This is a genomic window from Thioalbus denitrificans, assembly GCF_003337735.1.
Classification (GTDB): Bacteria; Pseudomonadota; Gammaproteobacteria; order DSM-26407; family DSM-26407; genus Thioalbus; species Thioalbus denitrificans.
In genome coordinates, this window is the sequence record NZ_QPJY01000018.1 from 1 (window position 1) to 22,794 (window position 22,794).

Here is a 22,794-nt window from a genome sequence, read left to right on the forward strand (position 1 = left end):
CCGTGTTCCGTGTTCCGTGTTCCGTGTTCCGTGTTCCGTGTTCCGTGTTCCGTGTTCCGTGTTCCGTGTTCCGTGTTCCGTCAAGAGCGTCCCCGGAAATCCAGAACCCGCGCAACCCCTTCGCCCCTCACGCACTCACGCACTCACGCACTCACGCACTAACGCACTAACGCACTCACGCATTCACGCATTCACGCATTCACGCATTCACGCATTCACGCATTCACGCACCACCCTGACAGAGCCGCGCCAGGGTCTCGGGACCGAGGGTCCAGGCACGGCCGAAGCCGCCCACGTAGCGGGCCTCCCGGGGGCGCAGGCGGAACAGGCCGAAGTCGCCGAAGCCGAACCGGGGCTCGGCGCCGGGCAGGCGCTGCAGGTAGCGCTCCCGGGCCGTGGCGTAATCCACCGCGTCCCGCTCCACGATCTCCACCGTGCCGCTCAGGGTGACCCGCGGCAGGGTCTGGGGATCGCCCTCCCCGCCGTCGGGCGCGCCGATGACCAGCGAGGCCCGGGGATCGGCGCGCAGGTTGCGGGTATGGGCCGCCAGCCGGCTCAGGTGCAGCAGCAGGCCGGAGCAGCCCGGCTCGGCGACGTACGCCACCATGGATGCGAGCGGCCCATCCGCCGCGGCGGTGGCCAGCGCCCCCCAGCGCTGCCCGCGCAGCAGTTCCGCCAGCAGCCGTTCGTCCTCGCGATCCATGGCCATGCCCAGTCCTCCGGTCGGTTGTCCCGCCACGCATCCTACCGCCCGCGAACGCGGCCAGGCCAGCCCGGGCCGCCGGCCCGGGGGCACTTTCCCCCGTCCCGCGCGTCTACACTGGAGAGACGTCCCGCCACCAGCCGAACATCCATGTGCCTGATCCTGCTCGCCTTCCGCCACCACCCCGAGTACCCGCTGGTGGTGACCGCCAACCGCGACGAGTTCCACGCCCGTCCCGCCGCGCCGGTCGCGTTCTGGCCCGACGCACCCCAGGTGGCGGGCGGACGCGACCTGGAGGCGGGCGGGACCTGGCTCGGCATCACCCGCGAGGGACGCTTCGCCGCCGTGACCAACGTCCGCGAACCCCGGGCCACGCCGCCGCCGCAACCCGCCTCGCGGGGCGAGCTGGTCAGCCGCTACCTCACCGGCAGCGAACACCCCGCCGGCTTCCTGGCCCGCCTGCCGGAGACGGCCACCCGCTACCGGGGCTTCAACCTGCTGGCCGGGGACCTGCGCAACCTGCACTACTTCTCCAACCGGGGCGGCGGCACCGCACCCCTCGGTCCGGGCATCCACGGGCTCAGCAACCACCGGCTCAACACGCCCTGGCCCAAGGTCACCGGCGGCTGCGCGGCGCTGGCGGTGGCGCTGGAGCGGGCCGGCGGGGCGGCGCCCCTGCTGGAGTCGCTCCTGGCCCTGCTCGCCGACGAGACCGTCGCGCCCGATGCCCACCTGCCCGACACCGGGGTGGGAGCGGATCGGGAGCGCCTGCTCTCGCCCCGCTTCATCCGCGGCAGCGACTACGGCACCCGGTCCTCCACCGCCCTGGTGGTCACCGGCTCGGGGGAGGTGTGGCTGCGGGAGAGGCGCTTCGGGCCGGACGGGGAGATCCGTGGCGAGGAGCTGCTGCGCTTCCCCCTGCGCCCCGGCTATCCAGCGGCTCCTCCGCCGGTATAAGATGAAACCCTCGAAAAACAAGACTTGGCCGGAGGGGGCGACGTCATGATCCTGCTGGTGGGCAACCTGAAGGGCGGCACGGGAAAAAGCACGATTTCGTTCAATCTGGGCGTCTGGTCGGCCTACCAGATGCGCCGCGCCCTCATCATCGACTCCGACCCGCTGCACACCATCTCCACCCTCCTGGCCGTACGCAAGGAGGAGCGCCACCAGCCGGTGATCTACAGCCTCATCGCCGCCGAAACGGCCCTGGCCGACGAGATCGATCGCATCAGCGACCTCTTCGACGACATCATCGTGGACATCGCCGCGGGCGACAAGGTGGGCCTGCGCGCCGCCCTCAAGGTGGCCGACAAGGTGCTCATCCCCCTGCTGCCGGGCCAGGCCGACGTCTGGGCGCTGAGCGACACCATGGAACTCATCGAGGAGGCCCGGCAGGCCAAGCCCGAGCTGCCGGTGATGGTGGTCATCAACAAGGCCGACACCAACCAGCAGATCCGCGAAACCCAGGAGACCGAGGAGGCGATGAACCACGTCAAGGGCATCAGCCTCGCTCCCACCAGCCTGGGCTACCGCGTGGTCATGCGCCGCAGCCTCACCGAGGGGCTGGGCGCGGCGGAGTGGGCCCCCCGCTCCAAGGCCGCCGAGGAGATCGACCATCTCGCCCGGGCCGTATTCGAAGTAAAAAACTAGCGCCTCGAACGCGCCGGGAAGCCGGGAAAGATCCGGCGCCCGGAGACGGTCAAGATGGATATGGACATGAAGCCTGCAGCAGTCGATCGCCGGCCAACCAGCGCCGGACGCCACCTGTTCCTGATGCTGTGGCTGCTGCTCGGTGTCGCCAGCGCCGCGCCGGCCGTCACCACCCCGCCCGAGCCGGTCCGCCCGGAGCCCGGGGAGGCCGCCGGCCCCGCGGGGACCCTGCTGGAGCCCCGGCTGGTGGGCCTGCTCACCCTGTACACGCCGCGCGAGGTGGAGCGCTTCTACGCGGAGCGCGACTGGCGGCCGTTCTGGATCGACCGGGACGGCCCCACCGCCGCGGCCCGGTCGCTGCTGGAGGCGGTGCGCGCCAGCGGCGACGAGGGGCTGAATCCCGCCGAGTACCACCTGCCGGAGATCGAGCCGCTCCTGCTCGCCACCCCGCTGAACGGCGCCGACGCCGCCCGGCTGGAGCTGCTGTTCAGCGACGCCTTCCTGGTCCTGGCGCGGCATCTCGCCGAGGGACGCCGCCGCCCCGCCGACGTGGACCCGGATTGGCACATCCCGGTCCAGGCCGGCAACCCGGGCGACCTGCTCCGGCAGGTGGCGGCCGGCCGTCCCGTCAGCGGGGCCCTGGACAGCCAGCGCCCCGCCCACCCCGGCTACCGGCGCCTGCGCGAGGCGCTGGTCCGCTACCGGGCCCTGGCCGACTCCGGCGGCTGGCCCGAGCTGCCCGCCGGCGAGAAGCTGGAGTCGGGCATGCGCGACGCCCGCGTCCCGATCCTCCGCCACCGGCTGCAGATCACCGGTGACGCGCCGTCCCGCCTCCCGGCCGACCCGGAGCTCTTCGACGGGGAACTGGACGCGGCGGTGCGGGCGTTCCAGTCGCGCCACGGGCTGGAGGTGGACGGCGTGGTGGGCCGGCGCACCCGGGCGGCGCTCGCCGCCAGCGCCCGGGAGCGGGTCCGCCAGCTGGTCATCAACCTGGAGCGCTGGCGCTGGCTGCCCCGCGACTTCGGGCCCCGCCACATCCAGGTGAATGTCGCCGCCTTCGAGCTCGAATACCTGGAACGGGACCAGCCGCCGCTGGACATGAAGGTCATCATCGGCCGCACCTACCGGAGCACACCGGCCTTCACCCAGCGGATGACCTATCTGGAGCTGAATCCCTACTGGAACGTCCCCAAGCGTATCGCCCGCCTGGATCTCCTGCCCAAGCTGGAGCGCGACCCGGAGTACTTCGATCGCCAGGGCATCCGGATCCTCAGCGACTGGTCCGCCAACGCCGAGGTCATCCCGCCCGCGGAGATGGAGTGGGAACCGGGCTCCGGCCGGGCGTTCCCCTACCGGCTGCAGCAGCTGCCGGGCCCCCTGAACGCGCTCGGCCGGATCAAGTTCATGCTGCCGAACCGGTTCGACATCTACCTGCACGACACCCCGTCGCGCAACCTCTTCCAGCGCACCGTGCGCACCTTCAGCTCCGGCTGCATCCGCCTGGAAAAACCCATCGAGCTGGCCCTGCGCGTCCTGGAGGGCAGCAGCTGGAACGAGGCGTCGCTGCTGGAGGCCATCGACTCGGGCGAGCACCGCATCATCTCCCTGCCCAGGTCCATTCCCGTCTACCTGGTCTACCTCACCGCCTGGGTCGACGCCGCCGGCGTGGTGAACTTCCGCAACGATATCTACGACCGCGATCGACGCATGGAGCAGGCCCTGTTCGGCTACCCGCGCCACTGATCCGCGCCGCCGCACGGTGGTCCGCATTCCCGCCCAATGTGAGCGGGATCATTTACTTTGCCCCTCCGATTCGGTTAAAAAGCTACAGATTTTTACTTTTGACAACCGATTGGAGGGGGTAACCGTGACGCGTAGACGGCTACTTAGCACTATCGAGCAGCCCCATTGTCACCATCGCCGCCGCTTCCTGGGGATCTCCCTGGCCACGGCGGCCACCCTGGCCAGCCCCGCGGCCCTGGCCAAGATAGGCACCGAGCGCGAACGCCACATCGCGTTTCTCAACCTGCACACCGGCGAACGCCTGCGCACCACCTACTGGGCCAACGGCAGCTACCTCGACGAGGGCCTGGACGAGATCAACCACATCCTCCGCGACTACCGCAACGACGAGGTCACCTCCATCGACCCGGAGCTGATGGACATCCTGCACCGGCTCCAGCTCAAGGTGGGCTGCAAGGGCAAGTCCTTCGAGATCATCTCCGGCTACCGCTCGCCCGCCACCAACGCCATGCTCCGCGCCAAGTCCAGCGGCGTGGCCAAGCGCAGCCTGCACATGGAGGGCAAGGCCATCGACATCCGCCTGCCCGGCTGCGACCTGGCCCACCTGCGCAAGGCCGCCCTCTCGCTCCAGGCCGGCGGCGTCGGCTACTACCCCAAGTCCGGTTTCGTGCACGTGGATACCGGCCGCGTGCGCAGCTGGGGCTGAATCCATCGACGCACCCCGTTGAGGGCCTCGCTCCCGAGGCCCTCAACGGGGTGCCGCAGCCAGGTAGGCCAGTGCGCCCGCCAGGCAGGCGCCACCGAACAGCGCCACCGTCAGCGGCGCCCCCAGCCAGTGTCCGAGCGTGCCCGCCACCAGGTTGCCCAGCGGCGTCAGGCCGATGAAGGTGACCGAGAACAGGGACATCACCCGCCCCCGCAACCGGTTCGGGACTTCCAGCTGAATCAGCGTGTTGGCCGACGCCACCAGGCTGGTGAAGCAGAACCCGATGACCGGCAGCAGCACCAGCGCCAGCCCCAGGTGGCGCGCCCCGGCGAACAGCAGCATGAACACGCCCGCCACCACCCCGGAGTGGCCGATGAGCCGATCCAGCCCGCTGCCGCTGGCCCGCTGCGCCAGGCGCAGCGCCGCCAGCATGGCGCCCGCGCCCGCGGACCCCAGCAGCAGACCGAGGGTACCGGCGCCGCCGGCGAAGATCTCGCGGGCGAACACGGGCATCAGGATGGCGTAGGAGGAGCCGAGCAGGCTCGTCAGCCCCACCATTCCCAGCGCGGAACGGATGACCGGCGCGCCCCAGGCGAAGCGCAGCCCCTCGGCCAGGCGCCCGGGGCCGCCCTCCCGCCCGTCGGGCAGCGGCGGCGGGTTGTTCATGCGCTGGATGGCCCCCATGACCGCCAGGAAGGTGACGGCGTTGACCGCGAACGCGGTCCCCTCGCCGAAACCCGCCACCACCCAGCCCGCCAGGGTCGGCCCCACGAAGCGGGCGATGTTGAAGGCGCTGGAGTTCAACGCGATGGCGTTGGGCAGGTCCTCCCGGGGCACCAGTTCGGCGATGAAGGTGTGGCGGGCGGGCATCTCGAAGGCGTGCACCAGCCCCAGCAGCAGGGCCAGCACCATCACGTGCCAGACCTCGATCCAGCCGCCCAGCGCCAGGGTGGCCAGCACCAGGGCCTGCGCCATGGCCAGGGCCTGGGCCACCAGGAACAGCCGCCGCCGCGGCAGGCGATCGGCCAGCAGCCCGCCCAGCAGGCCGAACAGGAGCACCGGCAGCATGGCCAGGAACGCCACCAGGCCGAGCATGAAGCTGGAGTCGGTGAGGCGGTAGACCAGCCAGGACTGGGCCACGGTCTGCATCCAGGTCCCGTTGAGCGACACCAGCTGCCCCACGTAGTAGAGGCGGAAATCGCGGTGGCGCAGGGAGCTGAGGAAATTCCAGCGGGACATGGTCGGCATCGGGGCGGCGAAGGGGGTAAGTATAACGCGCGGCAAAGTTGCCCCGCAACGGGTACGGTCACTTCAACGCCAAGACGCCATGACGCCATGACGCCATGACGCCAAACAATGAAAATTCATGTCCTGCACGCCGCAGGGCTTTCATGGCGGTACAGCGCTGTAGCGACAGGCCGGTACCGGCCGGCATCCAGGGCAGGCGGGCTGGGCGCCGGCGTTCCCAGCCCGTCCTTGCCACGTCTTCGCGTTGAAATGATCACCGCCCCCGCGTCACGGCTTGGCCCCGCGCGGCGGGGGTGGCAAACTCGGGGCATGGTGTCGCCGGAGAACCGGCCGGATGGAGGAGAAGAACATGCACCCGCGAATCGCCCCCCTGGCGGCCGCCGCCCTGGCCGCCTTCCTCGCCGGTCCGGTGACCGCGGCGGAGGACAACACCCAGGCCCTGGTGGACGACATGAACCGGCTGCTCGACCAGGCCGAGAGCGATCGCAGCGCCAGCCCCTGGTTCATCAAGGAGGCCCGCGAGGTGCTGCGCCGCTACCACTGGCCCTGGCGCGAGACCCTCCTCGACGAGACCTTCAGCGACGGGGACTACACCCGCGGGCCGGCCTGGATGGTGGACAGCGGCGAGTTCTGGGTGGCGCGCAGCGTCGGCCTGCGCAGCCGGGTGACGGCCCAGTCCGCGCAACCCCCCGCCGAGCAGGGCGGGTCCCGGGACGCCGCATCCCAGATCGTGGGCATCCTGATGCAGGAGGTGCTGAAGAACGGCGGCCAGCAGCAGGCCCAACCCGCCGCCCAGCCCGGACGGGGCGAGATCCATACCGAGCTGCCCATCACCAACGCCTTCCTGGTGGAGGTGGAGATGGCGGCGCTCGGCGGCAGCGGCGACAGCCGCTTCAGCTTCGGGCCCTACCAGGGCCCCTACCGCGACACCGGCTACCAGCTGGTCTACCTGGGCGGCGCCCGCCCGGCCATCGAGCTGCGCCGCTACAGCCCCCGCCGCAGCGCCATCGTCGAGGTGCGCGAGGATGTGCCGGCGCTGGACGACGGCGGCACCCACACCCTCACCTGGCAGCGCCGCGACAGCGGCGAGATGACCGTGCTGCTGGACGGCGGCGAGCTGTTCAGCGCCAGCGACCGCGGGCTGCGGGATCCCTTCACCGGCTTCACCCTGGTGAACGAGGGCGGCGACTTCGCCTTCAGCCGCGTGCGCATCGAGGGCACGGGGCGCTGAGGCGCGGCAGCGTGCCCGCCGCCCCGACGCGCAGGGAACAGGAGGCTTGGCGAAGGCTGGCAGTGACGGCCCGGTGCGCGCGGCGCACCCTACGGAGGCCCCGGCGGCCAGTTGTGCGATCTGCGTAGGGTGCGCCGTGCGCACCAGTGCATCGGACTTTTCATCCGGGGCGTGAGTTCAGGGTGCTGAAGAGCCCCAGCCCCCGGATGAGGCGCTCGCGACCGCCCCCCGCGCCCTGCGCTGCGGGTGATCTCCTCCCACAGGGGGGCTACAATGCGCAGCCCTGTTCCACCCGGCCGCCGAGCCGCAGCCCCTTCCCGTGACCGAACTCTCCATCCTTCTCCCCTTCCTGGCGCTCGTGGCGCTGGGCAGCTATGTCCAGACCGTCACCGGCTTCGCCCTCGGACTCATCGTCATGGGCGCGGTGAGCGTGGCGCACCTGGCGCCCATCCCCTTCACCGCCGTGGTGGTGAGCATCATGTCGCTGTTCAATACCAGCTACTCCCTGGTGCGGGTGCACCGGGAGGTGGACCGGCGGATCCTGCTGCAGCTCGCGGCGGGCATGCTCACCGGAGTGCCGCTGGGGCTGTGGCTGCTGACCCTCCTCGACAGCGCGGCGACCCAGGCCCTGCGGACCGCTCTGGGCCTGTTCCTGCTCGGCGCCTGCGCCATCTTCATGTTCCGGCCCCAGCCGCGGCCGCGCCGCACGGGCGTGCCTGGCAACCTCTTCGCCGGCCTGCTGGGCGGACTCGGCGGCGGCATGTTCAGCACCGCCGGGCCGCCCCTGGTCTACCACCTCTACCGCGAGCCGGTGCCGGTGCCGGTGGTGCGGGTCACCCTGCTGGCGGCGTTCACCTTCACCACCCTGGTGCGCCTCGCGCTGGTCTGGCTCGACGGCGGTTTGAGCGCCGATCGCCTCACCCTGGGACTGCTCTGCGTGCCGGTGGTGCTGGCGGCCACCTGGGCCGGCCGCCGCTGGCGCCCGCCGCTGTCCGACCCGGCCCTGCGCCGCCTCGCCTTCGCCCTGCTCGGCGTACTGGGCCTCACGCTGGTGATCCCCGCCTGAGCGGGTGTGGCCCCTCCCCCGGTCCTGCCCGTGCGCCCCGGGTCCTGTTCAGCCTTCTCGCCAAGGCGCAAAGGCCGCCAAGGGAGCGGCCGGCAATGACGGATGGAGAGATTGGGACGCAGACGGTCGGTGCAGCGGCGCAGGCGCATCGCTGAAGGGGCTTGCAGCCAGGCCATTGCCTGGGCGTCCTGGCGAGAGTGGCTCGTCGTTTCCCCACCCGCCATCTGGCGGAAGAGCCAGCAATCAGAGCAGCACCGGCAGGCGCCCGGTGAGGCGGATCGCCTCCGGGGAGACCTCGGCGCCGTAGGCGATGATCTCGACCCCCGCGGCGGCCGCCTCGCGCAGGGTGCGCCCGTAGACCGGGTCGACCTGGTCGGCGGGGGCCACGCGGTCGATGCCCGTGTGCTGGACGCAGAACAGCAGCACGGCGCGATCACCCGCCGCGGCCACCCCCATCAGCTCACGCAGGTGCTTGGTGCCGCGGGCGGTCACCGCGTCGGGAAACAGTCCCAGGCCGTCCTCCCGCCCCAGGGTGACGCTCTTCACCTCCAAGAAGCAGCGCTCCCCCTCCCGCTCCAGCAGCAGGTCGATGCGGCTGCGCCGCTCCCCCTCGCCGTAGCGCACCTCGCGGCGGATACGGTCGTAGCCCTGCAGCTCGGCGACGGTCCCGTCCTCGATGCCCTCGCGCACCAGGGCGTTGGCGCGGTGGGTGTTCACGCCCACCAGGTGGCCGCCGTCCACCTCCACGATCTCCCAGGTGAGGGGGTACTTGCGCTTCGGATTGCGCGAATCGGAGAACCAGACCTGGCTGCCGAGGGTGCAGCAGCCGGTCATGGCGCCGGTGTTGGGGCAGTGCAGCACCGCCTTCTCGCCCCAGGGGAGATAGACCTCCGCCATGAACCGCTGGTAGCGGCGCAGCAGCTCGGCGGACTCGAGGGGGGGATCGAAAATCATGGGCCCTCCAGGTAGGCGCGGATGCGGGCCACCGCCTCCTCCAGCCGCGGCAGGGAGGTGGTGTAGGCGAAGCGGACATGGCGCCCGGGGGCGTTGGCGCCGAAATCGAGCCCCGGGGTGACGGCCACGCCGGCCCGCTCCAGCAGGTCCATGGCGAAGCGGTGGCTGTCGTCGCTGAAGGCGCTGATGTCGGCATAGAGGTAGAAGGCGCCCTGGGGCGTGACCGGGATGCGGAATCCCAGCTCCCGCAGCGCCGGCAGCAGGTAGTCGCGCCGCTCCCGGAACGCCAGCCGCCGCTCCTCGGCGATGGCCAGGGTCTCGGGCCGCAGGGCGGCCAGGGCGGCGTACTGGGAGGGGGTGGGGGCGGAGATGAACAGGTTCTGGGCCAGCTTTTCCAGGTCGCGCACGTAGGCCGGCGGGGCCACCAGCCAGCCGATGCGCCAGCCGGTCATGCCGAAGTACTTGGAGAAGCTGTTGATGACGAAGGCCTCGTCGGTGATCGCCAGGGCGGTGGTCACGTCGCCCTCGTAGACCAGCCCGTTGTAGATCTCGTCCACCAGCAACCGCCCGCCGCGCCGGTGGACGGCCGCGGCGATGGCCGCCATCTCGGCCCGCTCCACCACCGTGCCGGTGGGATTGGAGGGGCTGGCCACCAGCACCGCGGCGGTCTCCGCGGTCCAGTGGGCCTCCACCTGGGCGGCGGTGAGCTGGTAGCCGCTCTCCGGGCCCACCGGCACGCCCACCGCCCGCGCCTCCACCAGGCGCGCGAAGTGGCGGTTGCAGGGGTAGCCGGGGTCGGCCATCAGCAGCGCCTCGCCGGGAGCCAGCAGCACGGCGGTGGCCAGCTGCAGGGCGCCGGAGGCGCCCGGGGTCACCAGGATCCGCTCCGGGGCCACCTCCACCCCGTAGCGGTCCCGGTAGAAGCCGGCGATGGCCGCGCGCAGCTCCGGCATGCCCAGCGCCGGGGTGTAGAACATGCGTCCGTGCTCCAGGGCCTCCCGCACCGCCTCCAGCACCGGCTCGGGAGTCGGGAAATCGGGCTCGCCCACCTCCATGTGCACGATGTCGCGCCCGGCGGCCTCCAGGGCCTTGGCCCGGCCGAGCAGTTCCATCACGTAGAAGGGCTGGATCTCGGCCATGCGCGGGGCGAGGCGGAAGCGGGCTTCAGGCATGGGCACGGCGGTGCACCTCCGCGAGCAGGTCGAGATCCACCCAGCGCGCCGCGCCGGCCTCGCCCTGGAGCACCGTGAAGGGGCGCTCCGGCCCGCCCAGCTCGTCGATGACCAGGCTCGCCCCGGTGAAATCATGGTCGCGGGTATAGGCGTTGACGGTCACCAGGGTCGGCAGGCCCACCGCCCGGGCGGCCAGCAGGCCGTTGCGGGAGTCTTCGAAGGCGAGGCACTCGGCGGCGGAGAGGCCCAGCGCGTCGAGGGCGTAGACATAGATGTCCGGCGCCGGCTTCTTGGCCGGCACCATCTCCCCCGCGGCGATGACGTCGAACCAGGCCGGGCTCTCCGGCCCGAGGGTGTTCTCCAGCAGCGCCAGCACGTTCACCGGGGTGGTGGTGGTGGCGATGCCCAGCCGCAGCCCCGCCGCCCGGGCCGCGCGCAGCAGCCGCTCCACGCCCGGCCGCAGCGGGATCCGGCCGCTGCCGAGGAGATCGGTGTAGATGCGGGTCTTGGCCTGGTGCAGGCCCCTGATGAAGCCGTCAAGATCGTCCGGGCGGGGGAAATCGGGGCGGAACCGGTCCAGGTAGTAGAGAATGCGCTCGCGCCCGCCGGTCACCTCCAGCAACTCGCCATACAGGGGCACATCCCAGTCCCAGTCCAGCCCGGCCTCGGCGAAGGCGCGGTTGAAGGCGACACGGTGGCCGTCGCGCTCGGTATCGGCCAGCGTGCCGTCCACGTCGAATATCAGGGCCCGGAGGCGTGTCATGAACTGGTCTCCTTGCTGTTTTCGGCAGTCCTGCCGGGGCAGGTCGATTGGCTCTCACGCGACCGCGGGGGGGATGCGCGGAACGTCTGCATTGTACCTTCTAACGCATCCATCTGCGGTTCACGGAGGTGCCGTTATGTGACGGAGGATGATGGTTACCCCCCACCGGGTGCGCTATAAATAGCCGAGACGCCTGGGATATCGCCCGCCGGACCGGCAGGCGCCCAGGCCCGTACCGACCCCGGCCGCTCCGGCGCGCATCCTGACGCCCGGGTGCGGCGCGTGGTCCGACGGAGAGGAAACGAGACAGGTAGCGCCGCCCGGGAGAGGCATGGCTGAAGTCAACCACATCGACATCGAGACCCTGAAGGGGCTGATACCCTTCGGGGGCATGTCCATGGACCGGCTGGAGAAGATCGCCGCCCGGTTCGTGCTCGAGCGTGTGCCGCAGGGGCGGGTCCTGTTCCGCGAGGGAACCCGGGATCACCAGACCATCTACCTGCTCGAAGGGACTGTCGGCCTCTCCAGCCGCGGCAGGATGACCGCGCGGGTGGAGGCCGGCAGCGAGCTGGCCCACCACGCCCTGGCCAACCAGCAGCCCCGGCCCCATACGGGCGAAACCCTCACTCCCGCGCTCATCGCCCACATGGACACCACCCTCCTCGATGTCCTCCTCACCGGCGAGAGCGCCGGGGGCTACGAGGTCTCGGAGCTGGGCAGCGACGAGGGCGACGAGGACTGGATGACGCGCATGCTCCAGTCCAAGGCCTTCCTGCGCATCCCGGCGGCCAACATCCAGCGCATGCTCATGCGCATGGAGGCGGAGCCGGTCGAGGCCGGCCACGTGGTGGTCCGGGAGGGCGACGAGGGCGACTACTACTACATCATCAACCAGGGCCGCTGCAGCGTCTCGCGCAAGGGGCCGGACGGCAGGCCGATGGCGCTGGCCGAGCTCGGCAGCGGCGACAGCTTCGGCGAGGATGCGCTGCTCTCGAGCACCCGGCGCAACGCCACGGTCACCATGCTGAGCGAAGGCATCCTCATGCGCCTGTCCAAGGACGACTTCCTCGAGCTGATGAAGTCGCCCCTGGTGGACCAGATCGACCTCGAGCCGGCCTCCGTCCTGGTGGACGAGGGCAAGGCGGTCTGGCTCGACGTGCGCGGCTCGGAGGAGTTCCTGGAGGGCCACCTCCCCGGCAGCATCAACCTCAGCCTCGCCGATCTGCGCGAGGCGCTGCCCCAGTTCAACACCGGGCGCAGCTACATCGTCTGTTCCGACACCGGCCAGCGCGCCGCCGCCGCGGCATTCCTGCTCAGCGAACAGGGCCTGGAGTGCCGGGTCCTGAGCGGAGGGCTGGCCGCCGTGGACCAGGCCCGGCTCGAGGGCAGCGCCCACCAGCCCGTGCGCGCCCGGACGGCCGCCGGCTCCAGGGGGTCCGGCACGGCGGAGGTCATCGAGCTGCCGGCCGCCGGCGTCCGCCCCGGCGGGGAGGGTGCCGGCGAGGGCGGATCCGCCCGCGACCTGGAGCGACTGCGCCTCGCCGCGGAGAAGCAGCTCGCCGCCATCCGCGACAAGGCCCGCGCCCAGGTGGAGCGCTACCGCGAGGCCACGGTCGAGGCCGACGCCGCCCGCCAGGAGGCCGAGAGCGAACTCAGCCGGGCCCGGGAACAGCTCAAGGACTACGAGCGGCGCGTCGCCGAGGCCCGGGCCCTGGAGCAGCAGCTGCAGAACCTGCGCCACGAGCTGGAGGGCCTCAACGCCCGCCAACTGGAGGCGGAACAGGCCCGGGAAGAGGCGGAGCAGCAGCGCAGCGCCATCGAGGACGAGCTGGGCGGGCGGCTCGCCGATAACGAGAAACGCCGGGATGAGCTGGAAGCGGCACTGATCGATCTCACCCAGGCCCGCGACACCACCGCCGCCGAGCTGGAGCGCGTGCGCACCCAGGCGGCCGCGGCCGAATCCGCCCGGGACGAGGCGGCCGCCGAGCTGGCGACGTTGCGGGAGGAGATGGAAAAGAATGCGGCGGAGGCCGCCGCGGCGCGGGCCGGACTCGGGCAGGAGCTGGAGCAGGCCCGCGCGGAAGCCGCGGGACTGCAGGCACGCCTGGAGCAGACCATGCAGGAGGGCCAGGCGCGCGCCGAGGAGCTGCAGCAGGCGCTGGATGAGGCCCGAAGCGAGATCCAGCGCCTGGCGGAACGCCAGGAGGCCGCCGACAGCTCCCGGGGCCGTGCGAAGGAGGCGCTGGCCGCCCTCGCCCACGCCCGCGACGAGCTCACCGACCGTCTCGAGACCCTCGCCGCCAGTGCCGACACCCTGGCGCAGGAGCGCGATGCCCAGGCCCGGGAGCTGGCCCGGCTGCAGGAATCGGCCGCGCAGGCCGACGCGGAATACCGGCGCGGGCTCGAAGCGCTGGAGACCCGCCTGGAGGCCGCGGAAACCGCCCGCGGCGTGGCCGAGCAGGCGCTCGAACAGACCCGGGACGAGCTCGGCGGCAGCGAGTCGGCGCTGCGGGAGCAGGTCGATGCCCTGCAGGCCGAGCTGGAGACGCGCCGCCAGGCGCTGGAGAGCGCCGAGAGCCGCGCGGCCGGCCTGGAGGAACAGCGGGCGGCGGCGGAGGCGGCGCGGGATGCCACGGCGCGGGACCTGGAAGCGCTGGAGCAGGCGCGCCAGGCCCTGGCCGCGGAGCTGGAACAGCTGCGGACGGAGGCCGCCGCGGCGGCGGAAACGGGCACCGGGCTGCAGCAGGAGCTGGAGGCGCTGCGGTCCGAGCGGGATCAGAGCGTGGCGGAGCTGGGGCAGCGCAGCGCGGAGCTGGAGACCGCCCTGGCCGAACGCCAGGCCGAACTGGACGCGGCCCGGGCACAGGCCGAAACGCTGACCGGACAGCTGGCGCAGGCCGAATCCGCCCGCGACGCGGCCCAGGGCGAGCTGGCCGCGCTGACCGCCGGGCGGGAAGAGCTCGACGCCGCCCTGGAGGAAGCCCGGAGCCGGGCCGAGACGGCGGAAGCGGAACGGACCGCCCTGCGGGAGGAGATCGACGGGCTCCGCACCGGGCAGGAACGCGACGCCGGGCAGTTGCGGGAACGGTTGACGGAGCTGGAGCAGGCGCACGCCACGGCAGCCGCGTTGCAGGAGCGGCTGGCGGCGGCCGAAGCCGCCACGGAGGAATCACGGGAAGCGCTCACCCGCCTCGGCGAGAGCCGTGACGCCCTGGCCGGGGAAGTGGAGACCCTGCAGCGGAAGCTGGCCGAGGAAGAGACGGAACGGACACGGCTGCTGCAGCAGCACGAGGAGGCGCTGAACCTGGAGCAGACCGGGCAGGCCGCGCTGCAGCAGAGCGTGGAGACCGTCACGGCGCAGCTCCGGGAGAGCGAATCCCGCCTCGCCGGGGCCGCGGAGGAGGCACGGGAGCTGCAGCAGGCGCTGGAGAGCGCCCGGGAGGAGCTGGCGCAGGCCCACAGCCGGCGCGAGGAAGCGGAATCCCGCCTCGAGTCCTACGAACAGCAGCTGCACGAGATCAGCGAGGACCAGGCCGAGGCCATGGGCGCCCGCGCCGACCTCGAAGCCAGGGCCAAGCAGCTGCAAGGGGAGCTGGAACAGGCCCGGGCGGCACAGGAGGAGGCCGGGGCGGCCCGTGCGACGCTGGAGCGGCAGCTGTCGGAGTCGACGGAGCGGGCGGGCGCCGCCCAGGCCGAGCGCGGCCGTCTGCAACAGTCGCTCGAGGCGCTGCAGGAGCAATTCGCCGCCGCCGAGGCGGCGCTGGAGTCGAGCCGCGGCGAGCTGGAACAGGCCCTTTCGGAACGGGCCGCCGAGCTGGAGCAGGCGCTGGATCGCGCCCGCGGGCTGGAGACCCGGCTGCAGGACGAGAGCGCCGCCCAGGCGGAGCTGCTGGACGAGCTGCAGGCGCGCCTGGAGGAGACCGAGTCGCGCCTCGAACAGGCGCGAACCGAGGCCGAGCGGCAACAGGGCGAGCTCGCCGCCGAGCTGGATCGCCAGCGGACCCGGGCCGAGACCCTGGAGGCACGGCTGCAGCAGCAAGCCGGCAGCGGCGAGGAACAGCTGGCGGGATTGCAGCAGGAGCTGGCCGCCGCCGAGGCGCAGCTGGCCGGGCTGCGGGAGCAGGACGAGGCACTGCGCGGGGAGCTGGCCGCAGCCCGGGACGCCGGCGAGCGGACCGCGGCGGAGACCGCCCGGGAGCTGGAGGAACTGACCGGCCGCCTGCGGCAGGCGGAGGAGGCGGGCGCCGCCTCCAGCGCGGAACGCGAATCCTCCGAACAGCAGCTCGCCAAGCTGCGGCAGAGGCTGGAACAGGCGGAGTCGGAACGGGAACAGGCGCACACCCGGCTGGCGGAGCTCGAGCAGGCGCTGGGAAATATCACCCGGGAGCGCGACGCGCTGCAGGCGGCGGCGGGCGAGGTCACCCATCGCAACAAGGCCGTCCAACGGCTGCAGCAGGACCATGCTCTCCTCCTGGAGGACCTGGAACAGACGCGGGAGCGGGCCGAGAACCTGGAGGCGGATCTCGATTCCCTGCGCAAGGAGGCCGAGGAGGCCCGCCATGCCGAGCAGGAGGCGAGCGCCGATCTCCACCAGGCCCGCCAGGAGCTGGAGCGGCTGCGCAGCCACGCCGGAAAGCTGGAGCGGGCCATGCAGGCGGGTGGCGGCGAAGGCGCCCAGGTCGCGCTGCTGCGGGAGCGCATCGAGACCCTGGAGATGGAGGCCGAGGTCCGACACGCCCACCAGGAGAGCGAACTGGCGACCGCCCTGGACGCGGCACGCAAGGAGGCGGGACAGGAGTACACCAAGGCCCTCGAGGAGACCCGGGCCATGCTCGAGCAGGTGCAGCTGCAGCTCGAGGCCACCCGCGGTGAGGCCGATCACGAAGCCGACGCGCGCGCCCGTGCCGAACGCAGCCTCGAGCACCTGCAGCACCATGCCTCGGACCTGGAAGCCGAGCTGGATGCCCTGCGCCAGGCGGCCACGACCGGTGCCGCCGGCGGTGAAGGGGGCGAACGGCTCGTCGCGGAAGTGGCCAAGCTGCGCGACCGGCTCGCCGTGACCCAGCAGGAGCTGGAGGATGAATCCCGCCGCCGGGCCCAGCTCGAGGAGGAGGCGGGCGGACTGCGCAACGAGCTGGAGGCCCTCCAGTACCAGTCCCGTCCGGAGGCCGCGGGCGCTCCGATCCCGGCGTCGAGATCCGCGCCGGTCGCCCCGCTGCCGGCGTCCGCCGGCGCACCGGCGCGCACCGGCGGACTGCTGCCGGCCCTCGCCGGCGCCGTGGCCGGCGCCGTGGCTGCCGCCGCGGTATTCCTGCTGCTTCCCGCGGGCGGGCTGCCCGGGCTGCCCGGACTGGGGGAGACGGACACGGCGGCCCTGACGGCGCCGGCACGACCGCAAACGGCCTCCAAGACACCCGCGCCGGCGGCGGACGCCACCCCGGCCTCACCCGCCCCCGCGCCGGCGGCGGAAGCCACCCCGGCCTCACCCGCGCCGGCGACGGCGCGCGCACCCACGGCGACGCCGGCTGCCGCTCCGGTCGAACCCGCCGCTTCCGTCCCGCGCCGTTTCAGCGACACCCTCGCCGGCGGCGGGCGCGGGCCGGAGCTGATCGCCCTGCCCGGCGGGCGCTACACCATGGGCAGCGGCGGCAGTTCACCCCATTTCGACGAACGTCCCGCCCATGCCGTGGCGCTCGCCCCCTACGCCATCAGCCGCACCGAGGTGACCTTCGACCAGTACGATCGCTTCGCCCGCGCCACCGGCCGCCGCCTCCCCGCCGATGGCGGCTGGGGACGGGGGGAGCATCCGGTCATCAATGTCAGCTGGAACGACGCCGTCGCCTATGCCCGCTGGCTCAGCGGCCAGACGGGCCACACCTACCGTCTGCCGACCGAAGCCGAGTGGGAGTATGCCGCCCGCGGCGCCACCACCACCCTCTACTGGTGGGGCAGCGACGCGGCGGAGGCCAAGGCCAACTGCTTCGACTGCGAAAGCCGCTGGGCCGGCAGCAGCACCGCCCCGGTGGGCAGCTTCACGGCCAATCCCTACGGCCTGCAGGACACCGCCGGCAACGTCGAGGAGTGGGTGCAGGACTGCTACCACCCCAACTACCGCGGCGCTCCCGACGACGGTGCGGCCTGGGTGGACGGCGCCTGCGAGAAGCGCGTCGTGCGCGGCGGCCACTACCGCAGCACCTCCGGCAACCTGCGCAGCGCCAAGCGCGGCGGAACCTTGCCGGACAGCACGCTCGACACTCTCGGCTTCCGCGTCGTGCGCCAGGACTGACGGCAATTCCAGGCTCGTCAGCGGATTCCGTGGGTGGATGTTCCGCTCGTAACGAGCGCCAAGCGCATGATGCGCATGGATAATAGTGGCGACGAGGCACATTCTTCGGGTTGTGTCATTCCGGGACAAATCCTTTAGGCTCTCGCCAAGACGCCAAGAACGCCAAGGGAAGCCGAGTACCGAGGTCTCAATTTCGACGATGGCATTCGCGCCGACCTCCTTGTCGAAAACAAAGTCATTATCGAACTCAAGTGTGTCGAAAAGCTCAATGACGCGCTCAAGAAGCAACTCCTCACGTACTTGCGACTTGTCGACGGGAGGCTCGGCTACTTGCTCAATTTCGGCGAGGCGCTCATGAAGCATGGGATCACTCTCATCGTCAATCGGCTGGAAGAGAACTCTTGATTCCTTGGCGTTCTTGGCGTCTTGGCGAGAGGAAACTTCTTCATCTCTGCACCCACGAATCCTGCTGACGAGCCCAATTTCATTACCGGCCGGGTTATAGTATTCGAATCTCCACGCCAGCCACTGCACGCGCACACCGGTTCCCGACCCCCATGGCCAACGACCTCTTCTCACCCTTCCAGCTCGGCCCGATCGAACTGAAGAACCGCATCGTGATGGCGCCGCTGACCCGCAACCGCGCCAACGCGGTCAGCGCGCCGACCGACCTGATGGCCCGCTACTATGCCCAGCGCGCCTCGGCCGGACTCATCATCACCGAGGCCACCCACGTCTCGCCGCAGGGCATCCCCTACCCCCGCACGCCCGGGATCCTCAGTCCCGGCCAGGTGGGCGGCTGGCACCGGATCACCGAGGCGGTGCACAGACAGGGGGGGCGCATCTTCGTCCAGCTGTGGCATGGCGGGCGCATCTCCCACCCGAGCCTGCAGCCCAACGGCGCGCTGCCGGTGGCGCCGTCGGCCATCCGCCCCGAGGGCGAGGCCGTCACTCCGGAGGGCATGCAGCCCTACGTCACCCCCCACGAGCTGGATACCGAGGAGGTGCCGGAGGTGGTGGAGCAGTTCATCGTGGCGGCGGAGAACGCCGAGGTGGCGGGTTTCGACGGCGTGGAGATCCACGCCGCCAACGGCTACCTCATCGATCAGTTCCTGCGCGACGGCAGCAACCGGCGCGGCGATCGCTACGGCGGACCGGTGGAGAACCGGGTGCGCTTCCTGCGGGAGGTGGTGGAGGCGGTGATCGGGGTCTGGGGCGCCGATCGGGTGGGCGTGCGCATCTCGCCCCGCAACACCTTCAACAGCATGCACGACTCCGACCCGCAGGCGCTGTTCAACCACGTGGCCGAATGCCTCGACGGCTACGGCCTGGCCTACCTGCATGTCACCGAGAGCGCCCCGCCCGGCGGCCCCGAGCAGCGGGTGGACTTCCGCGAGCTGCGCCGCCGCTGGCACGGCGTCTACATGGCCAACGGCGGCTACGACCGGGCCCGGGCCGAGGCGGCCCTGGCCGAGGGCTACGCCGACCTGGTCTCCTTCGGCGTGCCCTTCCTCGCCAACCCCGATCTGCCCGAGCGCCTGCGCCGCAACGCCCCCCTCAACCCCCCCGACCCCGACACCTTCTACCGCGGCGGCGAGCACGGCTACACCGACTACCCCACCCTCGAGGAGATCGAGCCGGCGTAGTGGAGCCGGTTAGTCCGTCTGTTCACCACGAAGGCACGAAGGACACGAAGGACACGAAGGACACGAAGGACACGAAGATTAAGGGTGCCTGACCGGATTTCTCATCCCCCACGGTTGTGGTCGCCGCGCCGTTCGCCGTAACGGCAACGCGCCAGCTGATAACCCGACCAGACAAGCTTCGTGTCCTTCGTGCCTTCGTGGTTAAATCCCCCTTTCTCCCATACGCCTGAAGCACTCAAGGAGCCCGACCGTGCCCGCGACCCTGGCCGCCGCCGACGCCACCGCCCTGCCCCTCCACCTCGTCACCCCCGCGAGCCTCGAAGCCTGGCTCGCGGCCCAGCCGGAGGCCACCGCCGCCTGGGTGCGGGCCTCGGGCTTCGGCGCCGAGGCGGGCAGGATCCTGCTGCTGCCCGGCACGGGCGGGCTCGGCGGCGCGCTCGCGGGTGTGGAGGAGCCGCTCGGCCCCTGGAGCCTGGCCGGGCTGCCCGCGCAGCTGCCCGGCGGCAGCTACCGCCTCGCCGGGGAGCCGCCCGCGGACAAGGCCACCGCGCTCGTCACCGGCTGGCTGCTGGGCGGCTACCGCTTCGACCGCTTCAAGCGCCCGGCGGAAAAGCCCGCCCCGGAGACGGCGCTGGTGCCGCCGGCCGGGGCGGATGCGGGACTGGCCCGCAAGACCGCCGCCGCCATGACCCTGACCCGGGATCTCGTCAACACCCCGGCGGCGGAGATGGGGCCGGCGGAACTGGCCGCCGCCGCCGAGGCGCTGGCGGCCGGGTTCGGCGCCCGCTTCAGCGTCATCGTGGGCGACGACCTGCTCAGCGCCGGCTACCCGGCCGTCCACGCCGTGGGCCGCGCCGCCCTGCGCGCCCCGCGCCTCATCGACCTCACCTGGGGCGCGGCGGACGCGCCGAAGGTGACCCTGGTGGGCAAGGGGGTCTGCTTCGACAGCGGCGGGCTGGACATCAAGCCGGCCAGCGGCATGCGCAACATGAAAAAGGACATGGGCGGCGCGGCCACCGTGCTGGGGCTGGCGCGGCTGGTGATGGACACCGGCCTGCCGGTGCGGCTGCGGGTGTTGGTGCCGGCGGTGGAGAACGCCATCTCCGGCGACGCCTTCCGCCCCGGCGACATCCTGCGCACCCGCAAGGGACTCACCGTGGAGGTGGGCAACACCGACGCCGAGGGCCGGCTGGTGCTCGCCGACGCGCTGGCCGAGGCCGACGCCGAAAAGCCCGACCTGCTGGTGGACTGCGCCACCCTCACCGGGGCGGCGCGGGTGGCCCTGGGACCGGACCTGCCGGCGCTGTTCAGCCCCGACGACGGGCTGGCCGGCGAGCTCCTGGGCCATGCCGCGGCGGTGGAGGATCCCCTCTGGCGCCTGCCCCTGTGGCCCGGCTATGCCAAGTGGCTGGAGAGCCCGGTGGCGGACCTCGCCAACGTGAGCGAGAACGGCCACGCCGGCGCGGTGACCGCCGGGCTGTTCCTCTCCCGCTTCGTCACCGACACGCCCGCCTGGGCCCATATCGACCTCTACGCCTGGAACGACCAGGATCGCCCCGGCCGCCCGAAGGGGGGCGAGGCCATGGCCCTGCGCGCCCTCCACGCCCTGCTCAGCCGCCGCTACGGCGGCTGAGCAGGGCGCACCATCCGAACCTGAGCCCGGAACCGGCCCGGCACAATATATGCGTATTGACATATATACGTTTCAACGTATATTTGGCCCCATGAATACAGACCCTGAAGCCCTGTTCCGCAGCCTCGCCGATCCCACCCGCCTGCGCTGCCTGGTGCTGCTGCATGGGCTCGGCGAGCTGTGCGTGTGCGAGCTCACCCACGCCCTGGAGGAGTCGCAGCCCAAGATCTCCCGCCACCTGGCCCAGCTGCGCCGCGCCGGACTGGTGGAGGATCGGCGCGAGGGGCTCTGGATCCACTACCGCCTGAATCCCGGCCTGCCCGGCTGGGTGCAGGCGGTACTCACGCAGACCGCCGCGGGCCTCAACGCCCGGGCGCCCTACCGCGGCGACCGCGAGCGGCTGGCCACCATGGCGGGCCGGCCACCGGCCCGCTGCGCCGTCTGACGTACTGACCCGACCCACCGGAGATCCGGCCGTGCCCCCCCACAAGACCCGCATCCTGTTTCTCTGCACCGGCAACTCCTGCCGCTCCCAGATGGCCGAAGGCTGGGGCCGCGCCCTCGGCGGCGAACGCTTCGAATGCCTCTCCGCCGGCATCGAGGCCCACGGCAAGAACCCCCGCGCCATCGCGGTGATGGCCGAGGCCGGAGTGGACATCTCCGCCCAGGAGTCCACCCGCCTCACCGACGCCATGCTCGCCGGGGTGGACCTGGTGGTCACCGTCTGCGGCCACGCCGACGAGCACTGCCCGGTGCTGCCCGCCGGCACCCGCAAGGAGCACTGGCCGCTGTCCGATCCGGCCAAGGCCACCGGCACCGAGGGGGAGGTGATGGCGGTGTTCCGCGCCACCCGCGACGAGGTGCGCGAGCGGGTGGCCGGACTCCTGGCCCGCCTGCGGGAGAGCGTGCCGGCATGAGCGCCCAGTGTGAAACCACCGCCAGGCGCGCCGCCGGCAGCCCCATGGGCCTGTTCGAGCGCTACCTGACCGTGTGGGTCTTTCTCTGCATCGTGGCGGGCATCGCCCTCGGGCACCTGTTCCCGCAACCGTTCCAGGCCGTCGGCGGGCTGGAGCTGGCCCGGGTGAACCTGCCCGTGGCGCTGCTCATCTGGCTGATGATCATCCCCATGCTGCTGAAGATCGACTTCGCCGCCCTGCACCACGTGGGCGAGCACTGGAAGGGCATCGGGGTGACCCTGTTCGTCAACTGGGCGGTGAAGCCCTTCTCCATGGCGCTGCTGGGCTGGATCTTCATCCGCGGGGTGTTCGCCGAGTGGCTGCCGGCCGACCAGCACGACGCCTACATCGCCGGGCTGATCCTGCTGGCCGCGGCGCCCTGCACCGCCATGGTCTTCGTCTGGAGCCACCTGACCCGGGGCGAGCCCCACTTCACCCTGACCCAGGTGGCGCTCAACGACGCCATCATGATCGTGGCCTTCGCCCCCATCGTGGGACTCCTGCTGGGCATCTCCAGCATCACCGTGCCCTGGGGCACCCTGTTCCTGTCGGTGGCGCTCTACATCCTCATCCCGGTGGCGGTGGGCCAGTGGTGGCGGCGGGCGGTGCTGGCCCGCGGCGGCGCGGCGGCGCTGGAGCGGCTGCTGCGGCGCCTGCACCCGGTCTCGCTGGCGGCCCTGCTGGCCACCCTGGTGCTGCTGTTCGGCTTCCAGGGCGAGCAGATCCTGGCCCAGCCCCTCGTCATCCTGATGCTGGCGGTGCCGATCCTGATCCAGGTCTATTTCAACTCCGGGCTCGCCTACCTGCTCAACCGGACCCTCGGCGTGGCCCACTGCGTTGCCGGCCCCTCGGCCCTCATCGGCGCCAGCAACTTCTTCGAACTGGCGGTGGCCGCCGCCATCGCCCTGTTCGGCTTCGACTCGGGCGCGGCGCTGGCCACCGTGGTGGGGGTGCTGGTGGAGGTGCCGGTGATGCTCTCGGTGGTGAAGATCGTCAACGCCAGCCGCGGCTGGTACGAGCGGCAGGCGGCCTGAGGC

At 71.8% G+C, this 22,794-nt stretch carries 17 protein-coding genes and 1 pseudogene; 13 read left to right on the forward strand and 5 right to left on the reverse strand.

Annotated features, from left to right (window positions below; genetic code table 11):
• Window positions 1-223: 223 nt before the first annotated feature.
• Entirely contained in the window at window positions 224-709 is a 486-nt protein-coding gene (locus DFQ59_RS18825; RefSeq protein ID WP_114281286.1) for a HugZ family pyridoxamine 5'-phosphate oxidase, read from the reverse strand.
• 144 nt (window positions 710-853) lie between these two features.
• On the opposite strand from DFQ59_RS18825, the gene DFQ59_RS18830 reads away from it, so the two are divergent.
• The 4 genes from DFQ59_RS18830 to mepK all read left to right on the forward strand — a co-directional run bounded on the left by DFQ59_RS18830 (window position 854) and on the right by mepK (window position 4,802).
• Complete coding sequence (locus DFQ59_RS18830; protein ID WP_114281287.1) at window positions 854-1,660, forward strand: NRDE family protein; 807 nt, start codon at window positions 854-856, stop codon at window positions 1,658-1,660.
• Window positions 1,661-1,705: 45 nt separating this feature from the next.
• Complete coding sequence (locus DFQ59_RS18835) at window positions 1,706-2,353, forward strand: AAA family ATPase (RefSeq protein WP_114281288.1); 648 nt, start codon at window positions 1,706-1,708, stop codon at window positions 2,351-2,353.
• A 66-nt stretch (window positions 2,354-2,419) separates the two neighbouring features.
• On the forward strand, window positions 2,420-4,096 hold the full coding sequence (locus DFQ59_RS20575) for a L,D-transpeptidase family protein (RefSeq protein WP_147275291.1): 1,677 nt from the start codon (window positions 2,420-2,422) through the stop codon (window positions 4,094-4,096).
• A 124-nt stretch (window positions 4,097-4,220) separates the two neighbouring features.
• Complete coding sequence (gene mepK / locus DFQ59_RS18845; RefSeq protein ID WP_245937329.1) at window positions 4,221-4,802, forward strand: peptidoglycan L,D-endopeptidase MepK; 582 nt, start codon at window positions 4,221-4,223, stop codon at window positions 4,800-4,802.
• A gap of 42 nt (window positions 4,803-4,844) precedes the next feature.
• Here the strand turns inward: mepK and DFQ59_RS18850 are convergent, their stop codons facing one another.
• Window positions 4,845-6,041: an MFS transporter gene (locus DFQ59_RS18850; RefSeq protein WP_170142225.1), complete on the reverse strand. Its 1,197-nt coding sequence runs from the start codon at window positions 6,039-6,041 to the stop codon at window positions 4,845-4,847.
• 343 nt (window positions 6,042-6,384) lie between these two features.
• Here DFQ59_RS18850 and DFQ59_RS18855 point away from each other — a divergent pair, with 343 nt between their 5' ends.
• Together DFQ59_RS18855 and DFQ59_RS18860 are read left to right on the forward strand one after the other, a co-directional pair.
• On the forward strand, window positions 6,385-7,281 hold the full coding sequence (locus DFQ59_RS18855; RefSeq protein ID WP_114281291.1) for a hypothetical protein: 897 nt from the start codon (window positions 6,385-6,387) through the stop codon (window positions 7,279-7,281).
• Between the two features lie 319 nt (window positions 7,282-7,600).
• Window positions 7,601-8,347 carry a sulfite exporter TauE/SafE family protein gene (locus DFQ59_RS18860; RefSeq protein WP_170142227.1) on the forward strand — a complete coding sequence of 249 codons (747 nt, stop codon included), beginning with the start codon at window positions 7,601-7,603 and terminating at the stop codon, window positions 8,345-8,347.
• 243 nt (window positions 8,348-8,590) lie between these two features.
• On the opposite strand, the gene sfsA is transcribed toward DFQ59_RS18860, so the two are convergent.
• Genes sfsA through DFQ59_RS18875 form a run of 3 tightly spaced genes read right to left on the reverse strand, consistent with a single transcriptional unit; the run spans window position 8,591 to window position 11,236 of the window.
• The gene (gene sfsA, locus DFQ59_RS18865; protein ID WP_114281293.1) at window positions 8,591-9,301 is read right to left on the reverse strand and encodes a DNA/RNA nuclease SfsA; all 711 of its coding nucleotides are present in this window, start codon (window positions 9,299-9,301) and stop codon (window positions 8,591-8,593) included.
• Window positions 9,298-10,473 (reverse strand): pyridoxal phosphate-dependent aminotransferase, encoded by a 1,176-nt coding sequence (locus DFQ59_RS18870; protein WP_114281294.1) that lies wholly within the window; start codon window positions 10,471-10,473, stop codon window positions 9,298-9,300. The genes sfsA and DFQ59_RS18870 overlap by 4 nt, the downstream gene beginning before the upstream one ends.
• Complete coding sequence (locus DFQ59_RS18875) at window positions 10,466-11,236, reverse strand: HAD family hydrolase (RefSeq protein WP_114281295.1); 771 nt, start codon at window positions 11,234-11,236, stop codon at window positions 10,466-10,468. The genes DFQ59_RS18870 and DFQ59_RS18875 overlap by 8 nt, the downstream gene beginning before the upstream one ends.
• A 331-nt stretch (window positions 11,237-11,567) precedes the next feature.
• Here DFQ59_RS18875 and DFQ59_RS20580 point away from each other — a divergent pair, with 331 nt between their 5' ends.
• From DFQ59_RS20580 to arsB, 7 genes and pseudogenes are all read left to right on the forward strand, one after another.
• Window positions 11,568-17,522: an SUMF1/EgtB/PvdO family nonheme iron enzyme gene (locus DFQ59_RS20580; RefSeq protein ID WP_114281296.1), complete on the forward strand. Its 5,955-nt coding sequence runs from the start codon at window positions 11,568-11,570 to the stop codon at window positions 17,520-17,522.
• Between the two features lie 180 nt (window positions 17,523-17,702).
• Window positions 17,703-17,927, forward strand: a pseudogene (locus DFQ59_RS18885) (GxxExxY protein); the annotation flags it as partial.
• Between the two features lie 152 nt (window positions 17,928-18,079).
• On the forward strand, window positions 18,080-19,168 hold the full coding sequence (locus tag DFQ59_RS18890) for an alkene reductase (RefSeq protein WP_114281298.1): 1,089 nt from the start codon (window positions 18,080-18,082) through the stop codon (window positions 19,166-19,168).
• Between the two features lie 250 nt (window positions 19,169-19,418).
• Complete coding sequence (locus tag DFQ59_RS18895) at window positions 19,419-20,801, forward strand: leucyl aminopeptidase family protein (RefSeq protein WP_114281299.1); 1,383 nt, start codon at window positions 19,419-19,421, stop codon at window positions 20,799-20,801.
• Between the two features lie 91 nt (window positions 20,802-20,892).
• Complete coding sequence (locus DFQ59_RS18900; protein WP_114281300.1) at window positions 20,893-21,246, forward strand: metalloregulator ArsR/SmtB family transcription factor; 354 nt, start codon at window positions 20,893-20,895, stop codon at window positions 21,244-21,246.
• 31 nt (window positions 21,247-21,277) lie between these two features.
• On the forward strand, window positions 21,278-21,718 hold the full coding sequence (gene arsC / locus DFQ59_RS18905; protein WP_114281301.1) for an arsenate reductase (thioredoxin): 441 nt from the start codon (window positions 21,278-21,280) through the stop codon (window positions 21,716-21,718).
• The gene (gene arsB, locus DFQ59_RS18910; RefSeq protein WP_211315007.1) at window positions 21,715-22,791 is read left to right on the forward strand and encodes an ACR3 family arsenite efflux transporter; all 1,077 of its coding nucleotides are present in this window, start codon (window positions 21,715-21,717) and stop codon (window positions 22,789-22,791) included. The genes arsC and arsB overlap by 4 nt, the downstream gene beginning before the upstream one ends.
• The last annotated feature ends 3 nt before the right edge of the window (window positions 22,792-22,794 follow it).

Coding starts and splice junctions, on each gene's coding strand:
- DFQ59_RS20580 (WP_114281296.1), top strand. CDS start 11,568: ATGGCTGAAGTCAACCACATCGACATCGAGACCCTGAAGGGGCTGATA.
- DFQ59_RS18875 (WP_114281295.1), bottom strand. CDS start 11,236: ATGACACGCCTCCGGGCCCTGATATTCGACGTGGACGGCACGCTGGCC.
- DFQ59_RS18835 (WP_114281288.1), top strand. CDS start 1,706: ATGATCCTGCTGGTGGGCAACCTGAAGGGCGGCACGGGAAAAAGCACG.
- DFQ59_RS18850 (WP_170142225.1), bottom strand. CDS start 6,041: ATGTCCCGCTGGAATTTCCTCAGCTCCCTGCGCCACCGCGATTTCCGC.
- DFQ59_RS18830 (WP_114281287.1), top strand. CDS start 854: ATGTGCCTGATCCTGCTCGCCTTCCGCCACCACCCCGAGTACCCGCTG.
- DFQ59_RS18855 (WP_114281291.1), top strand. CDS start 6,385: ATGGAGGAGAAGAACATGCACCCGCGAATCGCCCCCCTGGCGGCCGCC.
- DFQ59_RS18890 (WP_114281298.1), top strand. CDS start 18,080: ATGGCCAACGACCTCTTCTCACCCTTCCAGCTCGGCCCGATCGAACTG.
- DFQ59_RS18825 (WP_114281286.1), bottom strand. CDS start 709: ATGGCCATGGATCGCGAGGACGAACGGCTGCTGGCGGAACTGCTGCGC.
- sfsA (WP_114281293.1), bottom strand. CDS start 9,301: ATGATTTTCGATCCCCCCCTCGAGTCCGCCGAGCTGCTGCGCCGCTAC.
- DFQ59_RS18900 (WP_114281300.1), top strand. CDS start 20,893: ATGAATACAGACCCTGAAGCCCTGTTCCGCAGCCTCGCCGATCCCACC.
- DFQ59_RS18870 (WP_114281294.1), bottom strand. CDS start 10,473: ATGCCTGAAGCCCGCTTCCGCCTCGCCCCGCGCATGGCCGAGATCCAG.
- arsB (WP_211315007.1), top strand. CDS start 21,715: ATGAGCGCCCAGTGTGAAACCACCGCCAGGCGCGCCGCCGGCAGCCCC.
- DFQ59_RS20575 (WP_147275291.1), top strand. CDS start 2,420: ATGAAGCCTGCAGCAGTCGATCGCCGGCCAACCAGCGCCGGACGCCAC.